General features: G+C 45.7%; 15 protein-coding genes and 1 tRNA gene. 6 read left to right on the forward strand and 10 right to left on the reverse strand.

Going from position 1 to position 14,387, the window contains the following annotated elements; genetic code table 11:
* Positions 1-35 precede the first annotated feature (35 nt).
* The 4 genes from LEP1GSC052_RS09700 to LEP1GSC052_RS09715 are packed head-to-tail and all read right to left on the reverse strand — an operon-like array spanning position 36 to position 3,865.
* Positions 36-2,363: a sulfatase family protein gene (locus LEP1GSC052_RS09700; RefSeq protein ID WP_020986772.1), complete on the reverse strand. Its 2,328-nt coding sequence runs from the start codon at positions 2,361-2,363 to the stop codon at positions 36-38.
* 37 nt (positions 2,364-2,400) lie between these two features.
* Positions 2,401-3,084, reverse strand: coding sequence for an RsmD family RNA methyltransferase (locus LEP1GSC052_RS09705; RefSeq protein WP_010575606.1), 684 nt, complete (start codon positions 3,082-3,084; stop codon positions 2,401-2,403).
* Positions 3,081-3,668 (reverse strand): hypothetical protein, encoded by a 588-nt coding sequence (locus LEP1GSC052_RS09710; protein ID WP_020986052.1) that lies wholly within the window; start codon positions 3,666-3,668, stop codon positions 3,081-3,083. Before LEP1GSC052_RS09710 ends, LEP1GSC052_RS09705 begins: the two co-directional genes overlap by 4 nt.
* A complete protein-coding gene (locus LEP1GSC052_RS09715) occupies positions 3,665-3,865 on the reverse strand; it encodes a hypothetical protein (protein WP_010575608.1) in 201 nt (66 codons plus the stop codon). Before LEP1GSC052_RS09715 ends, LEP1GSC052_RS09710 begins: the two co-directional genes overlap by 4 nt.
* Before the next feature lie 106 nt (positions 3,866-3,971).
* On the opposite strand from LEP1GSC052_RS09715, the gene LEP1GSC052_RS09720 reads away from it, so the two are divergent.
* The 4 genes from LEP1GSC052_RS09720 (at position 3,972) to LEP1GSC052_RS09735 (ending at position 8,156) form a co-directional block, all read left to right on the forward strand.
* Positions 3,972-4,976: a hypothetical protein gene (locus tag LEP1GSC052_RS09720; protein WP_020986575.1), complete on the forward strand. Its 1,005-nt coding sequence runs from the start codon at positions 3,972-3,974 to the stop codon at positions 4,974-4,976.
* A gap of 19 nt (positions 4,977-4,995) precedes the next feature.
* Positions 4,996-5,427, forward strand: a complete 432-nt coding sequence (locus LEP1GSC052_RS09725) for an LIC12806 family lipoprotein (protein ID WP_010575611.1) — start codon at positions 4,996-4,998, stop codon at positions 5,425-5,427.
* Positions 5,428-5,594: 167 nt separating this feature from the next.
* On the forward strand, positions 5,595-6,296 hold the full coding sequence (locus LEP1GSC052_RS09730) for a response regulator (RefSeq protein ID WP_010575612.1): 702 nt from the start codon (positions 5,595-5,597) through the stop codon (positions 6,294-6,296).
* 9 nt (positions 6,297-6,305) lie between these two features.
* Complete coding sequence (locus LEP1GSC052_RS09735; protein WP_010575613.1) at positions 6,306-8,156, forward strand: sensor histidine kinase; 1,851 nt, start codon at positions 6,306-6,308, stop codon at positions 8,154-8,156.
* A gap of 61 nt (positions 8,157-8,217) precedes the next feature.
* Here the strand turns inward: LEP1GSC052_RS09735 and LEP1GSC052_RS09740 are convergent, their stop codons facing one another.
* From LEP1GSC052_RS09740 to LEP1GSC052_RS09760, 5 genes are all read right to left on the reverse strand, one after another.
* Positions 8,218-8,985 carry a hypothetical protein gene (locus LEP1GSC052_RS09740; RefSeq protein ID WP_020986353.1) on the reverse strand — a complete coding sequence of 256 codons (768 nt, stop codon included), beginning with the start codon at positions 8,983-8,985 and terminating at the stop codon, positions 8,218-8,220.
* A gap of 83 nt (positions 8,986-9,068) precedes the next feature.
* Positions 9,069-9,986, reverse strand: a complete 918-nt coding sequence (locus LEP1GSC052_RS09745) for a TonB-dependent receptor (protein ID WP_010575615.1) — start codon at positions 9,984-9,986, stop codon at positions 9,069-9,071.
* Entirely contained in the window at positions 9,961-10,986 is a 1,026-nt protein-coding gene (gene ruvB, locus LEP1GSC052_RS09750) for a Holliday junction branch migration DNA helicase RuvB (RefSeq protein ID WP_010575616.1), read from the reverse strand. The genes LEP1GSC052_RS09745 and ruvB overlap by 26 nt, the downstream gene beginning before the upstream one ends.
* A complete protein-coding gene (locus LEP1GSC052_RS09755) occupies positions 10,987-12,147 on the reverse strand; it encodes a S1C family serine protease (RefSeq protein WP_010575617.1) in 1,161 nt (386 codons plus the stop codon).
* A 217-nt stretch (positions 12,148-12,364) separates the two neighbouring features.
* Complete coding sequence (locus LEP1GSC052_RS09760; RefSeq protein ID WP_010575618.1) at positions 12,365-13,060, reverse strand: trypsin-like peptidase domain-containing protein; 696 nt, start codon at positions 13,058-13,060, stop codon at positions 12,365-12,367.
* Positions 13,061-13,126: 66 nt separating this feature from the next.
* Between LEP1GSC052_RS09760 and tmk the strand changes: the two genes are divergently transcribed.
* Complete coding sequence (gene tmk / locus LEP1GSC052_RS09765) at positions 13,127-13,735, forward strand: dTMP kinase (RefSeq protein WP_010575619.1); 609 nt, start codon at positions 13,127-13,129, stop codon at positions 13,733-13,735.
* Between the two features lie 16 nt (positions 13,736-13,751).
* On the opposite strand, the gene LEP1GSC052_RS09770 is transcribed toward tmk, so the two are convergent.
* The gene (locus LEP1GSC052_RS09770; protein WP_010575620.1) at positions 13,752-14,138 is read right to left on the reverse strand and encodes an LIC10421/LIC12816 family protein; all 387 of its coding nucleotides are present in this window, start codon (positions 14,136-14,138) and stop codon (positions 13,752-13,754) included.
* Positions 14,139-14,268: 130 nt separating this feature from the next.
* Here LEP1GSC052_RS09770 and LEP1GSC052_RS09775 point away from each other — a divergent pair.
* A tRNA-Arg gene (locus tag LEP1GSC052_RS09775) sits at positions 14,269-14,340 on the forward strand.
* The last annotated feature ends 47 nt before the right edge of the window (positions 14,341-14,387 follow it).

The raw sequence follows: 14,387 nt of genomic DNA on the forward strand, positions 1-14,387 counted from the left end.
TTACAGATTTTTAGTTTAACCCTATCCTTCAAGCATCAATTTGAGGAAGGTAGCAAATACTCTCCCGCTTTCTTGAATTTTCCCGAAGAGATCAAAAACGAAACAAGAGAATCCTTTAAGGAAGAACATAGTCCGATCGGAAGAGGATGTTCGTTCCAAGGATCGGCGATTCGATCATAACAACGCCAAATCACCCCGTTCTCCGAAGGAATGTAGAGGAGCTTGCGATTCGCGTTTTGAAACATTCTGTGTTTGGAAACGATCACACTTTCCTTTGCGTACGGATCCGCGATCGAAATCAAGGGAAGATCGCCGGTTTCGATGGAATGCAAACGAAGAATATTGGGATAGAAAATTCTTTCCTTTTGAAAGAAATGATCTCCTCGATCGCTGAACCAAATCCCGGTTTCTCCGTAAACGTTTCGAAGATCCTTCCAAGTCGCCGACTCGAGCGCAAAAGAAAGATTTCGACCCGGGCGATTTTTGACTTCTTCGGAAAGTTTTTCCTTTAAGGGAGAATGGGAAACGTCCGCCAAAACCGTTTCGAGCAAGGTCGGAAACAAATCCAAAGAACTGCTGATGCCCGAAAACTTTTTCCCGGCTCCCGCGTTTTTCGGAAATTTAATCAGAAGCGGAATGTGGGTCACACCTTCCCCTCTCAGATGTTCTCCGTGCCCGTGACTGTGATCGGCTTCGAACAAGGATTCACCGTGATCGCTTGTCAAAACGATCAGAGTGGAATCGTACAAACCTTCTTCCTTCAGACGGGCGACGATCTCGCCGACCGCGTCGTCAAACGAAGCGATTCCCGCCTGAAAAAGACCTCGAATCTGTTCCCGATCCGCGGCGGAAAGTTCGGAAGAATCGCTCGGATCCACGAACTTAAAATACTTAAACTTTCCATAATATTCCGAATTCGTAAAATTCTTATAATACGGATACGGCGGACTGAACGGAAAATGCGTCACCGAGGAAAAGAAAACCGTAAAGAACGGATTTTTTTCCTTTCTTAAGGTTTCAAAAAGATCGGGAAGAATTCTGGAATCGTCTCCGAGACTCGGAAGTCCGCGAAGTGATTTAAAATATTCTCCCGCGCCGGGAATCGAACCGGTCACGATCGGCAAAAGAAGAATCTGAGATTCTAAGATTCTCTGAGCCGTAAGAGTTCCCGCGTGAAAGATCGGAGCCTTTACCGTTTGAAAACCCCAATCCGCTCTCGGAAAAATATCCCCCGCAAACGAAGAAACGACGTTCGTACGATAACCCAACTCGGAAAGAAAATACGGAATCGTTCGGGAAGAATTCTCGTTCAGACCGGAACGGTCCTTTGCGTCCGGAAACATATCCTGAATCCCGTGTACAAAACTCGGCCGCCCCGTGAGCAGATCCGCCCAGGCAGGAAAAGTTCTCGGAATCGTAGTATGATGATCTTGGAATATTACGGAATCTGCAGATAGGGAATCGATATGCGGACTCATTCCCTTTTTTCCGAGAACGTATCCCATCTTGTCGTATCGCAGACTGTCCGCGCTTAGGATCAGAATGTTCGGAAGAGTTTCGGAAAACGGAGCCACGATCGATTTCTTCTCCGCTTTTCCGTTCCAAAAAAGAACCGCCGCAGACAACACTACGACAACGCCGGAAGCGACTTGATGTTTAGAATTTTTGAATATACCGTTCGACAAATACAAGATCGTTGCAATAAAAACACCGAGAACGCTTCCGAAACGATGAAAGATAAAAAGAAAAACGCAAAAGGCGACGAAGACGACGAGCCGATTCCAATTCTTTTCTCGAATCAAAACGACCGAATGTCGAACCGCACAAAAACCCAAGATTCCGAGCGCGATCGTCTGCGGAATCCAGGGAAAAATCCAATCGGTCAAAAAGAATAAAAAGAAACGCAAAAATGCGAACCGATAAAAGAAAAATTCTCCGTAGAGTTGCGGATAGAATACGATCGAATGACACCAAAGAAGAAAAACAAAAACTCCGAAGATCCAAAATTCTTTTCGTAAAGAAAAACCCGCGTCCTCTTCTTTGGTCGTTTCGAGTTCGCTTTTTTCTTTCCCGTTTGCAAACCCGTAGGACAAAAGCAAACCGATCGCTCCAAACAAAATCCCGCTGGATAATAAAGTTTGAATATAATCTTTTAAGAATAGAGGTAGAAAGGACAAAAAGAGGGATTTGAACTCGGAAAGATCCACGCCCATGATCTGAAACGAAGAGTTCAAGATCAGAGTAACGAAGGAAATCCCCATTCCGATCCCAAAAAATACGAGATAAACGCGCACTCGTTTTTCCGCAAAGATCGTTCGTATTCTTTTCGGAATCGACTTAAACAATTCGTTCGGCCCTAACATTTTTACGAAAGATTCTCTTCCGACAAGAAAGAACGTTTCAGTTCGGATCTTCCGACAAAGGATTCGAAGAATTTTCTTCCACCGACGAGTCGTCTTCGATTTCCGAATCTTCCGACGCGTCGAAACCGATCGGCGAGAGATCCGATTCTTCTCCGATAAGACCGTTGACTCGGAAGGTCAAAAAATTCTTACCGAACTTACGAGTTTGAAAATCGGACCAATGCGGATCGATAGGAGATTGGATAAAAACCGCGACGGTCGTGTTGTCGCTTAACAAAGATTCCAAAAGAGTTTTGATCTTCTCGTTTTTTTTGTCCCAAAAAGAATACGGAGGATCCAAAAAGTAAACCTTCGATTTTTCAGGGATGTCGAGTTTATCATAAAAACGGAATACGTCTTTTCTATAGATCGTGCAGTTATCTCCGAGTTTTGCGAAAAGTTTCCGAAGACTGTCCGATCGTTCCCAGGCGAGTTCGTATAAAACGACTCTTCCGAATCCTCGACTGAGCGCTTCCAAACCCATCTGCCCCGAGCCCGCAAAAAAATCGATGAACGCGGATTCTTCCGTAGCCAATCTTCCCTTTAACACCAAGGACCCGATGATATCGAACACGGATTTTTTGATTACCGCGGGAGTGAAGTTCGTATTCCCCGCCACGGCCGGAGGCGTTTCGATCGACTTACCCTTGAGTTTTCCGGTTTGTACTTTGAGTACTTTCACGTCTGCGCCTCCATTTTTTTTTCTATGCTGAGTTCCAAAATTCGAATCTTCTTGATCATCTTTTCGGTGGACTTGGATTCCTTAAGTTTGGCGAGAATCCGTTTCGCTTCCGAAAACTTTCCGGCCTCGTACAAGATACAAGCGTATGTGTAAAGACCTTCCGCATAACGCACCGAAGACGATCCGTTTTCGGTGAATATTTTTCCCCAAAAAATCCCGGAGGATTCGTCCTCCAATACCAGACAACGTTCCAGAAACAAAAACACCGAGTTGTAAAAGATTCCCGGATGAGAATCCTTCTTTTCGTAAATGCTTCTTAACGTTTTATCGATCTCCTCGGGATCTTTTTCCGCGGCCGTGTATAAAAGAAGAATTCTATAATCCACTTCTTCCTTGCGGAGCGCGGCCCTGGAAACCTTTACTAAAGTATCATAGTTTCCTTTTTTATAAAAATCATAAACGTCGCTGAAATCGGTCGAGAGGATCGGACTTTGAAAGATGAATGAATAAAGGATGAATGCAAACCCGAAATGCCGGAAAGCGGAATTCTCGAGGAATCGCCGAACCGGCCGGGTATTTTTCAAAGTTCGATTACTGCAGAAGAACCGCACATCGGACAAATCGCCCCTTCCGGACCATAGTCTTCCGCTTCGTAGGCGTCTTCTTCCCAACGGTGATCGCAATCTTCACAGGCAAACGTTAAAACTTCTTCATCGGAGTGTTCCTCGTCGTCTCCGGTTTCTACTTCAAAATCTTCGTCAAAATCGTAATCGTAAGGCATAGAATCCAACGGAATCAGGGGTGCCCTCAGTGTCAAGTTTTAGGGGCCGAAGCGACTCCAAAAAATACGTGAACCCTGAATAGGCGGGTAAAAACTAGGACGAAGTATGCTGTATCAATCCGGCCTGAAAAGTTACAAAAAGAAAACCAGTTATAAATCTTATATCTTCACCGTTCTAATCTTGCTCTTAGGCGGAACGGGATTTTTTTTCCGGCAAGACATTAAGAATCTGTTTGCGGGCGATCGAAAGATTCTTCTGGAAAAGGAAAGAAAAAACATTCAACAGCAGATTCTTTCCGGAAATCTGGAAGAAGGGTCCGTGAAAAATTTTCAGAGCGCGGCCAAGGATTACGTCGCCGCCAATCCGTCCGACGAACTTGGATACTTTTACACCGCATTAGGAAATTATGATTTGTTTTTGTTAAACGGATTCTCCTTCGACTCGGGAACTCTCGTAAAACTCGCCTATTCGGGGTTCAACGATTTTCTAAAAGAGGACGGCTCCTATCTTCCGATTCTGGAGGAAATGTATCGTAACGCGCTTCGTGCGAAGGCGATCGATCCGGCGATGATCGAAAACCCGGACAACGAAGTGATGATCGCGTTTGGCGAAACCGTCAAACAACATCTTTCCAGAAAATCTTTGACCGGTCTTTTGAATTCGATTCCATACGATAAGATCAGCGCCGAGTTTAAGATCGGTTATACTTGGATCGCGATCTTAGGTTCTTCCTTGTCCGGCGATACCGAATTTTTAAAGCGAAATCTCGCGAGTCCCGAATCGAGCGGATCGATTCTTTTGACGGACCGCGAATCCAATTTTTTAATCGGACTTTCCGAATTCAGAGCGGGTCAATACGTTTCCTCTTTGAATTTTATCCGAAAGGTTCGAAACGAAAACGAGGATTTTATAACGACCGGTTCCTGGATTTTGGAAGCGAAGATCTTCAGACTTCAAAACCTGCACGCGAAATCGATCGCGATCTTAGAGGAACTTTATCCGAAAGCAGAAGAAAGAAGACCGGAAATCATAAAACTCGCAAAGGAAATCATCGAGGAAAAACCGACCCTCAAAACCAAACTCAACTTGGAACAGGAATCGGATCAGTAGGTTTTAAAAGATTCTTAAAATGTTAAACGAAGTGAAGGTTTTATTCTTAGGGAGAATTTGCAAAAAATCTAATACGATTCTTTCCGTATTTTTCGCGACGACCTGGATCGTGTCCTGCGGATTAAAACCCGTTCCCCCGCCCGAAGGAAGATTCTGCGACATTTGGCACAAGCCCGTGGAATGTGTGGAATTGGATTTCAGAAAAGGAATCGCCGACTTGGGACGGGGAAAAATTCCGATGCAGATGAAAAGCGTCGTGATCTACAACGTCGAAATCGAAAACAAACAAAACGCGCTCGTGGAAGTTCTTCACGAACACAGGGTCAGAGTCACTCTTCCCGGAAAAGAACCCAGAATGTACATCAAGATCAAGGACAAAGAGGATCGCAAACGCAGATGGGAAAAAGCAAAGGAAGAATGGGATGAGTTTTTCAAATCGAGCGATCCATAAAAAGAAAACTCAACGCATTGCTCCCAATGGGTCGCATTGCGGATTGCCAAAAGCCGCGAGGCAAAGGCGTCGGTTTCGACGAAGTCGGGAAATAATCGCGAAACGAGCAAATATATCGGAAAGAAAAAATAATTTACCGTCCTAAAGCGATCCGGATCATCAGTCCGATGGTTCGGCAAACGACACAGACGGAAACCAAGTCCCCGTATTTCGTTTCCATCGTCGAAGACAATCGTCATACCGCTCTCAATCTGCAGGAACTCTTAAACAAATCCTCCGATTTCCGTTTTTTAAAACACTATTCGAATTCTCAAAAAGCGATCGAATCCATTCCTGAAGAAGCGCCGGACCTGGTCATTCTCGACATCGGATTGCCCGGAAAAAACGGACTCGAATGTTTGAAAGAACTTCGGGAAAAAACGCCTAACACGAAGTATGTGATCTTCACCGTATTCGAAGACGAGGAAAAAATCGTGGAAGCGATCCAAGGCGGCGCGTCCGGTTATTTATTGAAGGACACTTCTCCCGAATTGTTTTTGGCGGAACTGAAAGTAATCGTATTGGGCGGCGCGCCCTTAACCGCAAGAATCGCGGACAAGATCATACGCGAATTCGCAAAAAAAGAGGAAACCAAAAATCCTCCGATCGTAAACACGCTCGGACTCACCGAAAGAGAATTACAAATTTTGAATTTTGTCGCGCTCGGTATGACGTTTCCCGATATCGCGGAGGAACTGGACATCTCGAGTCACACGGTCAGCCGTCATATCGAAAAGATCTACAAAAAGATGGAAGTCCATTCCCGATCGGAAGCGATCATCCGCGGAAGAAGAATGGGAATCATTCGGGACGTTCCGGGTTATCCGTAAAACAAACCCATGCAAGGATTTTTATATTATATTTTCTTAATATTATTTTGGTTTTCGACCGCTTGTTCCCCCGCGGTCGGCTCTAAGGATCGTCCGAGCGCCGTAAACGGAGTCATCGATCTCAGAAATTTCAATCTCAACGAAAACACGACGACCCTCGACGGAAACTGGGAATTCTATTGGAAAAAAATCGCAAACGGAAGTTCTAAGATCGAAGACGCAAACCCTTCCTACTTTCCGGTTCCGGGAATCTGGAGGGATTACGATCGGGATTTCACTCTCGAAGGTTATGCGACGTATCGTCTGCGCGTGTTATGCGACTGGAAACGTCCCAATCTCAAGATCAGAATTCCGAGACTGCCCGGAGTTTACGACGTTTACTTCGGAGATCATAAGGTCTATTCCAACGGATTTACGGGAACCGATTCCTTGGACACGGTATTTGTCGCACATCCTTTGTTCACGAGCGTCACCGTTCCTTCCGGAGATTTTTTGATCACCGTGGTCGTTTCCAACTTCAAAGGAAATCATCTCAAAGGAGGAATACGAAGATCCTTTCAGATCGGAAACGGAGATTCCATCGACTCCGAAGAACGTAAGGGAGAATGGTATGAAATCATCCTGATCGTCGTGATCTTCTCGTTCGGTATCTATCATCTCGTATTCTTTTTCTCTTATAGAAAGGATCCGGTTCCTTTGTATTTCGCGGGGTTTTGTTTTTTGGTTTCGGGTTATTCCTTTATCACTTCCGGAATCCAATATATGGCCTTGCCTACACTTTCCTTGAACTTAAGAATCCGAATCGAATTCTTCTGCGAGGTCGCATTCTTTCCCGCTTCTTATATGATGTTGAAAAACATGTTTCCGATTCAGTTCAACGTTCGATGGATGCACTTCGCGATCGGAACAAGTCTCGTTTTCTTTTTGGGAATCTTTATATTAAACGAATACGATCTGGTTACGTTCTATTCCAAGTTTATGTATTTCCCTCCGATCTACGGAACGGTTTTGATCATCGGAACCATAAACGCGTTTCGCGCAAAGGAACCGAGGGCCAAAACGATTCTGCTGACCGGTTTCGTATTGGCCTTAACGATGATGAACGACGTCTTTTACGGCTTATACGAAATCTATTTTTTATTTCCGTACAGTTTTCCGTTCGGTCTCGTCGCCTTTGTCGTATTAAATTCTTATATTCTTTCTTCGAGATTCGCTGAGAATTTGGAAAGAGCGAAAGAGTTCGCGCAGCTTCAGATCAAATACAACGAACAACTCAAGTTCCAAGCTCAGGAAAGGACGAGAATCGCTTCGGACATCCACGATTCCATCGGCTCCGAGTTGACCGCGATCCTATTCGAATTGGAATCCAAGGATAAAAACGATTCCACATTGATCAAACTCAAATCGGAAGTGAGTCATCTCATTTCGAACGTAAGAGATATCGTTTTTCTAATGCACCATCAGGGAACCAACAAAGAACTCGTCGAAGACGTAATTCGCCGTTACGGGGAAAGAATCGGGGGAACCGGAACGATCCGCGTGCAAACGAACGTGGAGGACGTTTCGGATCGGATTCACCTCGATCAATGTCTTCACGTTCAGAAAATATTTTTGGAAGTCATGTCCAACATTCTCAGACATTCCGAAGCGAAGAATATTAGAATTTCATGGAATATGGAAGAAAAAAATCTGATCCTCAAAGTGATCGACGACGGTAAAAAATTCGAGATCGACGCGGACAAACCTTCAGGAATCGGACTCGGAAGCATTCGAATGCGGGCAGAAAAACTGGGAGCCGTTTACGATTTTAATTCCGAGGATTCCGAAAACAACTTCGTTTTGTATATTCCAATTTCTTAATGCGTCTTTCGCAGACCGGTCGAACCGCGACCGCGGAGGCCGCGTAATACTCGGATCGCGATCAATCCGAATTGGCTTGATTGCTTCTTGCTTCCACTTCGATCGGACCGGAAAGAACGGAAACCGTAACGGATTCGATCGAAGGATCGAACTTATGAAGTCGGTTTAATTTCACGAGAAGATCCCGAAACAAAAAAAGAACCACCCTGGAATTCGCGCTACCCGCGGCCCCGTCGTAAGAACAAGTCCAAAAAGTTCTCGGCTCCTTCATATCCCAATCGTGCGGATAAAAAAGTTTTTTAGAGCGGATCGTAAACGATTCCAAAAGCGCGGCGACCGCTTCTTGGTTTCGCGAGGCGACGACTTTCAACTCGAGTTCGAACCAACTGTAATAACCGAGTTCGGCGCGATCTAAAATTTCCCGATAACCGCGGACGGAAATCACAAGACGTGAAAGGGCCCTTTCGAAAAGAATCTGCCGAAACCATTCCATCAAAAGAATCGAAGGAAACAAAAGAGCGACGATCTTTACGATCGGAGAAGCGAAAAAATACGGCAGAAGACAAAGTACGTAAAACGAGGGCAAACCCATCAAAAGAAGGAATATGATAAAAGTATAATTTACGATCCAGAGATCCGCCAGAAGAAAACGAAAATATCGTTTGATTCCGATCCAAACCGCGGTCCCTGCAAGAAAATCGAAAAACGACATTAGGCGTTCTTTCCATCGATCCATTCTTTCGCGACGGGATCGGTTTCTAAGAACCTCGAAACGTTCCGCTTCCTGCAGACGTTCCTTTTCTCGGATCGCTTTTTTTACGGGGTCCATTGTGATCGGATTTTTCCTTTGTAAAGCCGCGGATAAGAATTATATAAAATTTATGGAATATTCTAAAATTTGAAATTAAAATCTCAGCGCGTCCGCATCATCGGAAAGATGAAGTTGATCCCGAAGATCATCCCTTGCGCTTTTACCTCTTCGGGAACCTTTCCGAAATTTTGACCGCGGATCGAATCCATACAGGCTTGACTTACGACGTCCTGACCTTGGGTGGAAACGAGCTTCACGTCCAAAACCTGACCGCCGTCGCTTAACATAAAAAGAACCTTCACCTGACCGGGAAGAATTCCTTCCCGAACGACTGTTCCCGCCATATCACGATAGGCGAAATTCCCGCCGCCCGGAGGCGCAAAACTTCCTTCGATCTGTTTCAACATACGTTTAAAGTATTCGTAACCCGCGAGTTTTTTTCTCGGAATCGAAAGCGCCTGATTCCCGTCCCAACGAAACAGAAAGTCCTGTTCGAATCGATAGTTGAACGGGATCTTCGTCATTCTTCCGTAGGTTTGAGAACTTTGTTTCGTTTCCTCGGTGGTCGTTGTTTGGACCGGATCGATTTTATAAATCCCGACTTCGAAAGCCTTCTCGTCGTTTTTCTCTTTGGCTTCCTGCTTTTGCGACTCGGATGGTCTTCGGGCCATACTGCCCATGACGAATTCGCGGAACGGACTCGCGGAATGAAACCCTTCCTTCTTCGTGATCCCGCCTGCACCCGCCGCGTCGACGTTGGAAAGGGCTTTGTATTCGTCCTTGATATTCTTATCCACGAAGTCCTGTTCGAGAAGAACCTCGTAGATCTTTTCCTTTTCCTCGTTGCTTTCCATCTTAACCATGGGTTCGCTTCCGAGAATTTTCCAGAGCATATTGCGCGTGAGTAAATGAGCGGTAAAAAAAGACGCGAGTGCTAAAACGAGAAACGAGGCGTAGATCAACCTCTTATCGTCTTCGGGGATTCCGGAATATTCAGAATAAAGTCGGGTCTTGTCCATGGTTTCCGGAGAATTCTTCCATTCGCTTCAATTGCCGATACGCTTTTTCGGTCGCAACCCTACCGGCGGGAGTTCTGTTGATCAGACCGATCCGAACCATAAAGGATTCGTATGTGTCTTCGATGGTTTTTTCTTCCTCGCCGACGACAACGGCGATCGCCTTCAAACCGACGGGCCCGCCCTTATAACGATCGATCATACAACCGAGTATCTGTCTATCCATAACATCCAGTCCCAGGTCGTCAATCCCCATCTTTTCAAAGGCTTTGATACAAAGTTCCTTTTTCACGGAAGAATGACCGTCGACCTCGCTGAAGTCGCGGATTCGTTTCAAAAGATGATTGGCGATCCGGGGAGTTTTGCGGGAACGTTTTCCGATTTCCAAAGCCGCGTCGTCTTCGATTCCGACGCCGAGAATTTTGGAAGAACGCAGAACGATCTCCTTCATCTCTTCGTCGCCGTAGTAATCGAGACGAAGTTGAATTCCGAAACGGCTTTTGAGAGGTTCGCTGATCAGACCGCTTCTGGTGGTCGCGCCGACCAAAGTAAACGGCTTCAGAGGAATCTGAACCATCTGCGCCGTCACGCCTTCACCGATCACGAGATCGATCATGTAATTCTCCATCGCAGGATAAAGAATCTCTTCGAGTTTTTTGTGAAGCGTATGGATCTCGTCTATAAAAAGAATTTCATTCTCCCCCATACTCGTAAGAAGACGCGCGAGATCCGCGCCTTTGGTAATCACGGGAGCCGACGTGATCGTAAGTCTGGTTCCGAGTTCGTTGGAGATGATTCCCGCCAAAGTCGTTTTACCGAGACCGGGCGGACCGGAGATGAGAACGTGATCGAGCGCTCGTTTTCGATTCTTAGCGGCTTGAACGTAAACGCTTAGGTTATCAAGAACTTCTTTCTGGCCTATAAACTCGGAAAGAAGAGAAGGACGTAGGCCCGACTCTTCTTCGAATTCTTCTTCAGGATTGAGTGTGTGGGATTTGGACAATCAGTTCGGTCTTTCCTTGAGTTGGATCGAAAGTCTGGAAACGTTTCCCTGACGTAAGATCGTAACCGTGATACGATCTCCCACCTTACTCTTTTTCACGAGGCTGACCACTTCTTCGGGAGAATTGATCTTGGTTCCCGAAATTTCCGTGATCACGTCCATCAATTGAATTCCGGCTCGATCCGCCGGAGAATCGTTCATGATCTGTACGACAACCGCGCCGCCCGGAATTTTCAACTGTTTGGCGTCTTCTTCGTGGAGATAATCCACACCGACTCCGAGCCAAGGTTGTGCGGGACGTTTGACCTTGCCGGTGGTTTTTAATTCTTCCATGATCGCCTTCGCTTCGTTAATCGGAATCGCGAAACCGATTCCCACGGAACCGCCGCTTTGAGAAGCGATCATACGATTGATACCGATCACTCGGCCGTTGATGTCGAGAAGAGGTCCTCCGGAATTTCCCTGGTTGATGGAAGCGTCCGTTTGCAGATAATGAACGCCGCTGTTGTCGATTCCGGTTCTACCCACGGCGCTTACGATTCCCGCGGTCAAAGATTGTTCGTAACCGAGAGGAGCTCCGATAGCGATCGCCCAATCTCCCACTTTCACCGCGGAAGAATCTCCGAGTTCGATAGCGACGAGTTCGGTGTCCGGCTTGATTTTTAAAAGAGCCAAGTCGATCACCGCATCGGAACCGATGAGTTCCGCGTTGTATGTCTTACCGGTTTTCAAACGAACGGTAAGTTTATCCATGGAACGGACCACGTGTTCGTTTGTGAGAATATAACCTTGCGTATTGAGAATGATACCGGAACCGAGACCGGTTTGTTTTTGTTTCATTACTCTTCCGCCTTGCCCCTGACCTCTTCCGAAAAATTGGTCGAAGAACGGATCTCCGAAAGGATGAACGGGAACGTTTTGAGTTCTTTCGGTCGCGATGGAAACCACGCTCGGAGAAGCGGTTTGATAAACCTCTTCAAAGGCTTGTTGAATCGTGATCGCTTGACGGGTCGCGGCGCTCGGTTCCTTGTCGCCCTTCGCGCTCAGAAAGAGGGGACTGTTCTGACCGGTTCCGCAAAACATCACGGGAGATAAGAATGCTCCGAGCAGAAGTGAAACGCTAACAACCGCAACATACTTCAGTTTTTCCATATTTTTCATTGAATTCTATCCCTCTGAAAATGAATTTCCGATCGGTACCTGAAAGGATCGGCTCGCTTCCCCGACTGTCAAGTTGGATTTGGAAGCAAGTCTTTCGAAGGCACATATCGGTTCAAGAATTGGATTGTGACGAAAGGGAGAATCCTTACGTCTTTGATTCTTAGACCGTCGCTGCGATCGAGAGTTTCCAATTAAATCTTACAAAACGAAGGAGAACTTATGCCGAGGTTTTCGCTTTGGATTTCGACTTGGCTTCTCGGTTTTTTCGAATCTGAATTTTGGTATTGATGTATTTCAGAATCGCCGCTTCTCCGCGTTGGTGCGTGTAGTAATCCAGCTTCTCGACGGGAACGATGTCCTCGTCCGGAGTTACTTGCAAAATCGCTAAATCGATTCTTTTGTCTATACCGATTACGATCGCTTCGTACGCCTTACCGGATTTCAACTTAACCAAAAGATGATCGTGCGCTTTGATCACGTGCGCGTTGGTGAGAATATAACCCTGTTTGTTAAAAACGACGCCGCTTCCGAGAGAGATCAAAATCTTTTCGGAAAGATGACCGCCCTTGTGATGGATCGCGGAAGACTTAACCGTCTTTTCGGTGAAAATGGAAACCGAACTCGCGGAAGAAGTCGGATAAACCTCTTCGAAAACGTGATGCACGCGGATTCTATCCCTGGGATGAGACTTGGAGGATTTGGAATCGACGGGAGTTTCCTCCAAACCGAGTTCGCGTTCCAGTTCTTGTTCGGGGTTGAGATTAGCGGCCTGGGTCTGCGTCGAAATCGACGAAGAACAAAAGTCGAAAAAGAATTCGAGGACCAGAATCAAAACGAGAAATTTCAGAATCGAAAATTTATATTTCATAGTGGAAGTTTTTTCGTTGGATTCTTCCCTTCCGAAAGAATCCATGTAGGTTGTAGAAGAATGATTTCTCAAAAATTCTTCCCTGTCAAGAATTGAATTGGAAACCTAAGAATGAAGAACAAAAAACCTTTCTTTATCGTGTTTGAAGGAATCGACGGAAGCGGAAAATCCACTCTTTGCAAATCCTTGACCGAAAAACTTTCCGCGCGGGGAATTTCCTCCATCGGTTTCACCGAACCGACAAGCTTGGAAACGGGAAAGTATTTGAGAAAATTCTTGAGAGGAGAAATCGAACTCGGAAGAGAGGAACAGATCGAAGCGTTTCTAAACGATCGTAACGAATCGTTGCGACAAAACATTCTCCCTTCTCTCGAATCCGGTAAAAACGTTTTACTCGATCGATATATGTATTCCACCGCGGCGTATCAAAGCGGAGAGGATTTATCACCCGAAACGATTTTAAAAAAGAATTTAGAAAGAAATTTCAAAACTCCGGACGTTTTGTTTTATCTGGATTTAAAACCGGAGATCGCACTCGAAAGACTCGATCGAAGAAAGGAGAATAAGGAAAGATTCGAAACGCTTTCGCAACTTCAAAAAATCCATTCGGCTTACGAGAGAATTCTTCCCCAAGAAACGATTCGAATCGACGGAGAAAAAGGTCCGGATCAAATCGTTTCGGAATGTTTGGAGATTCTTTTGAAAAGAATCGAAAACTAAATTAGAATTTTTGAATTTAGTGGCTTTCGATTTGGAATTCTTTGAGAGCCGCTTCGTGACGATCCGCCTGACGATCCAAAGAATCCGCCATTTTGTAAAGTTTCTCCTTACGCACCTTTGCTTGCAGAAACTTTTCACCGTGAGAAAGCTGAGCCAATTCTCTGAGTTCGGCGGCTCTGGTTCTTTTTGCGACCGCGGTCGCTCTGAGATAATTTGCGATCGCTTGTTTTTGACCCGGGGTTACGGCGCTTTCGAGAAGTGCTTTTTCCAAAAGCCGTTCTTCTTCCTCATCGCTCACGGAAAATGCAGGAGAAAGAATTCCCAAAATCAGTACGAAAATAAAAACGGAAACAACTTTGCGAAGGGACGGAACTCCCTCCTTTTTCAGAAACGAAACCTTCATCTCAACCTCTATCTTTTAGGAAGATGATTTCATACCCGATTCCTTTTTCAAGGACTTTCCTTTCTCTTGGACCAGGCTTCAGGATTTGCATTTGACAGCTCGAGCCTCTTCAAAAGACTCACTTGTAAACGTACCTATAGCTCAACGGATAGAGTACAGGCCTCCGGAGCCTGGGGTCCGGGTTCGAGTCCCGGTAGGTACATTTCTCCTATAAGGAGAAATGTAGCTTGAGGTAGCGGAGCGTTACCG

It is taken from the genome of Leptospira kmetyi serovar Malaysia str. Bejo-Iso9 (assembly GCF_000243735.2).
GTDB lineage: Bacteria > Spirochaetota > Leptospiria > Leptospirales > Leptospiraceae > Leptospira > Leptospira kmetyi.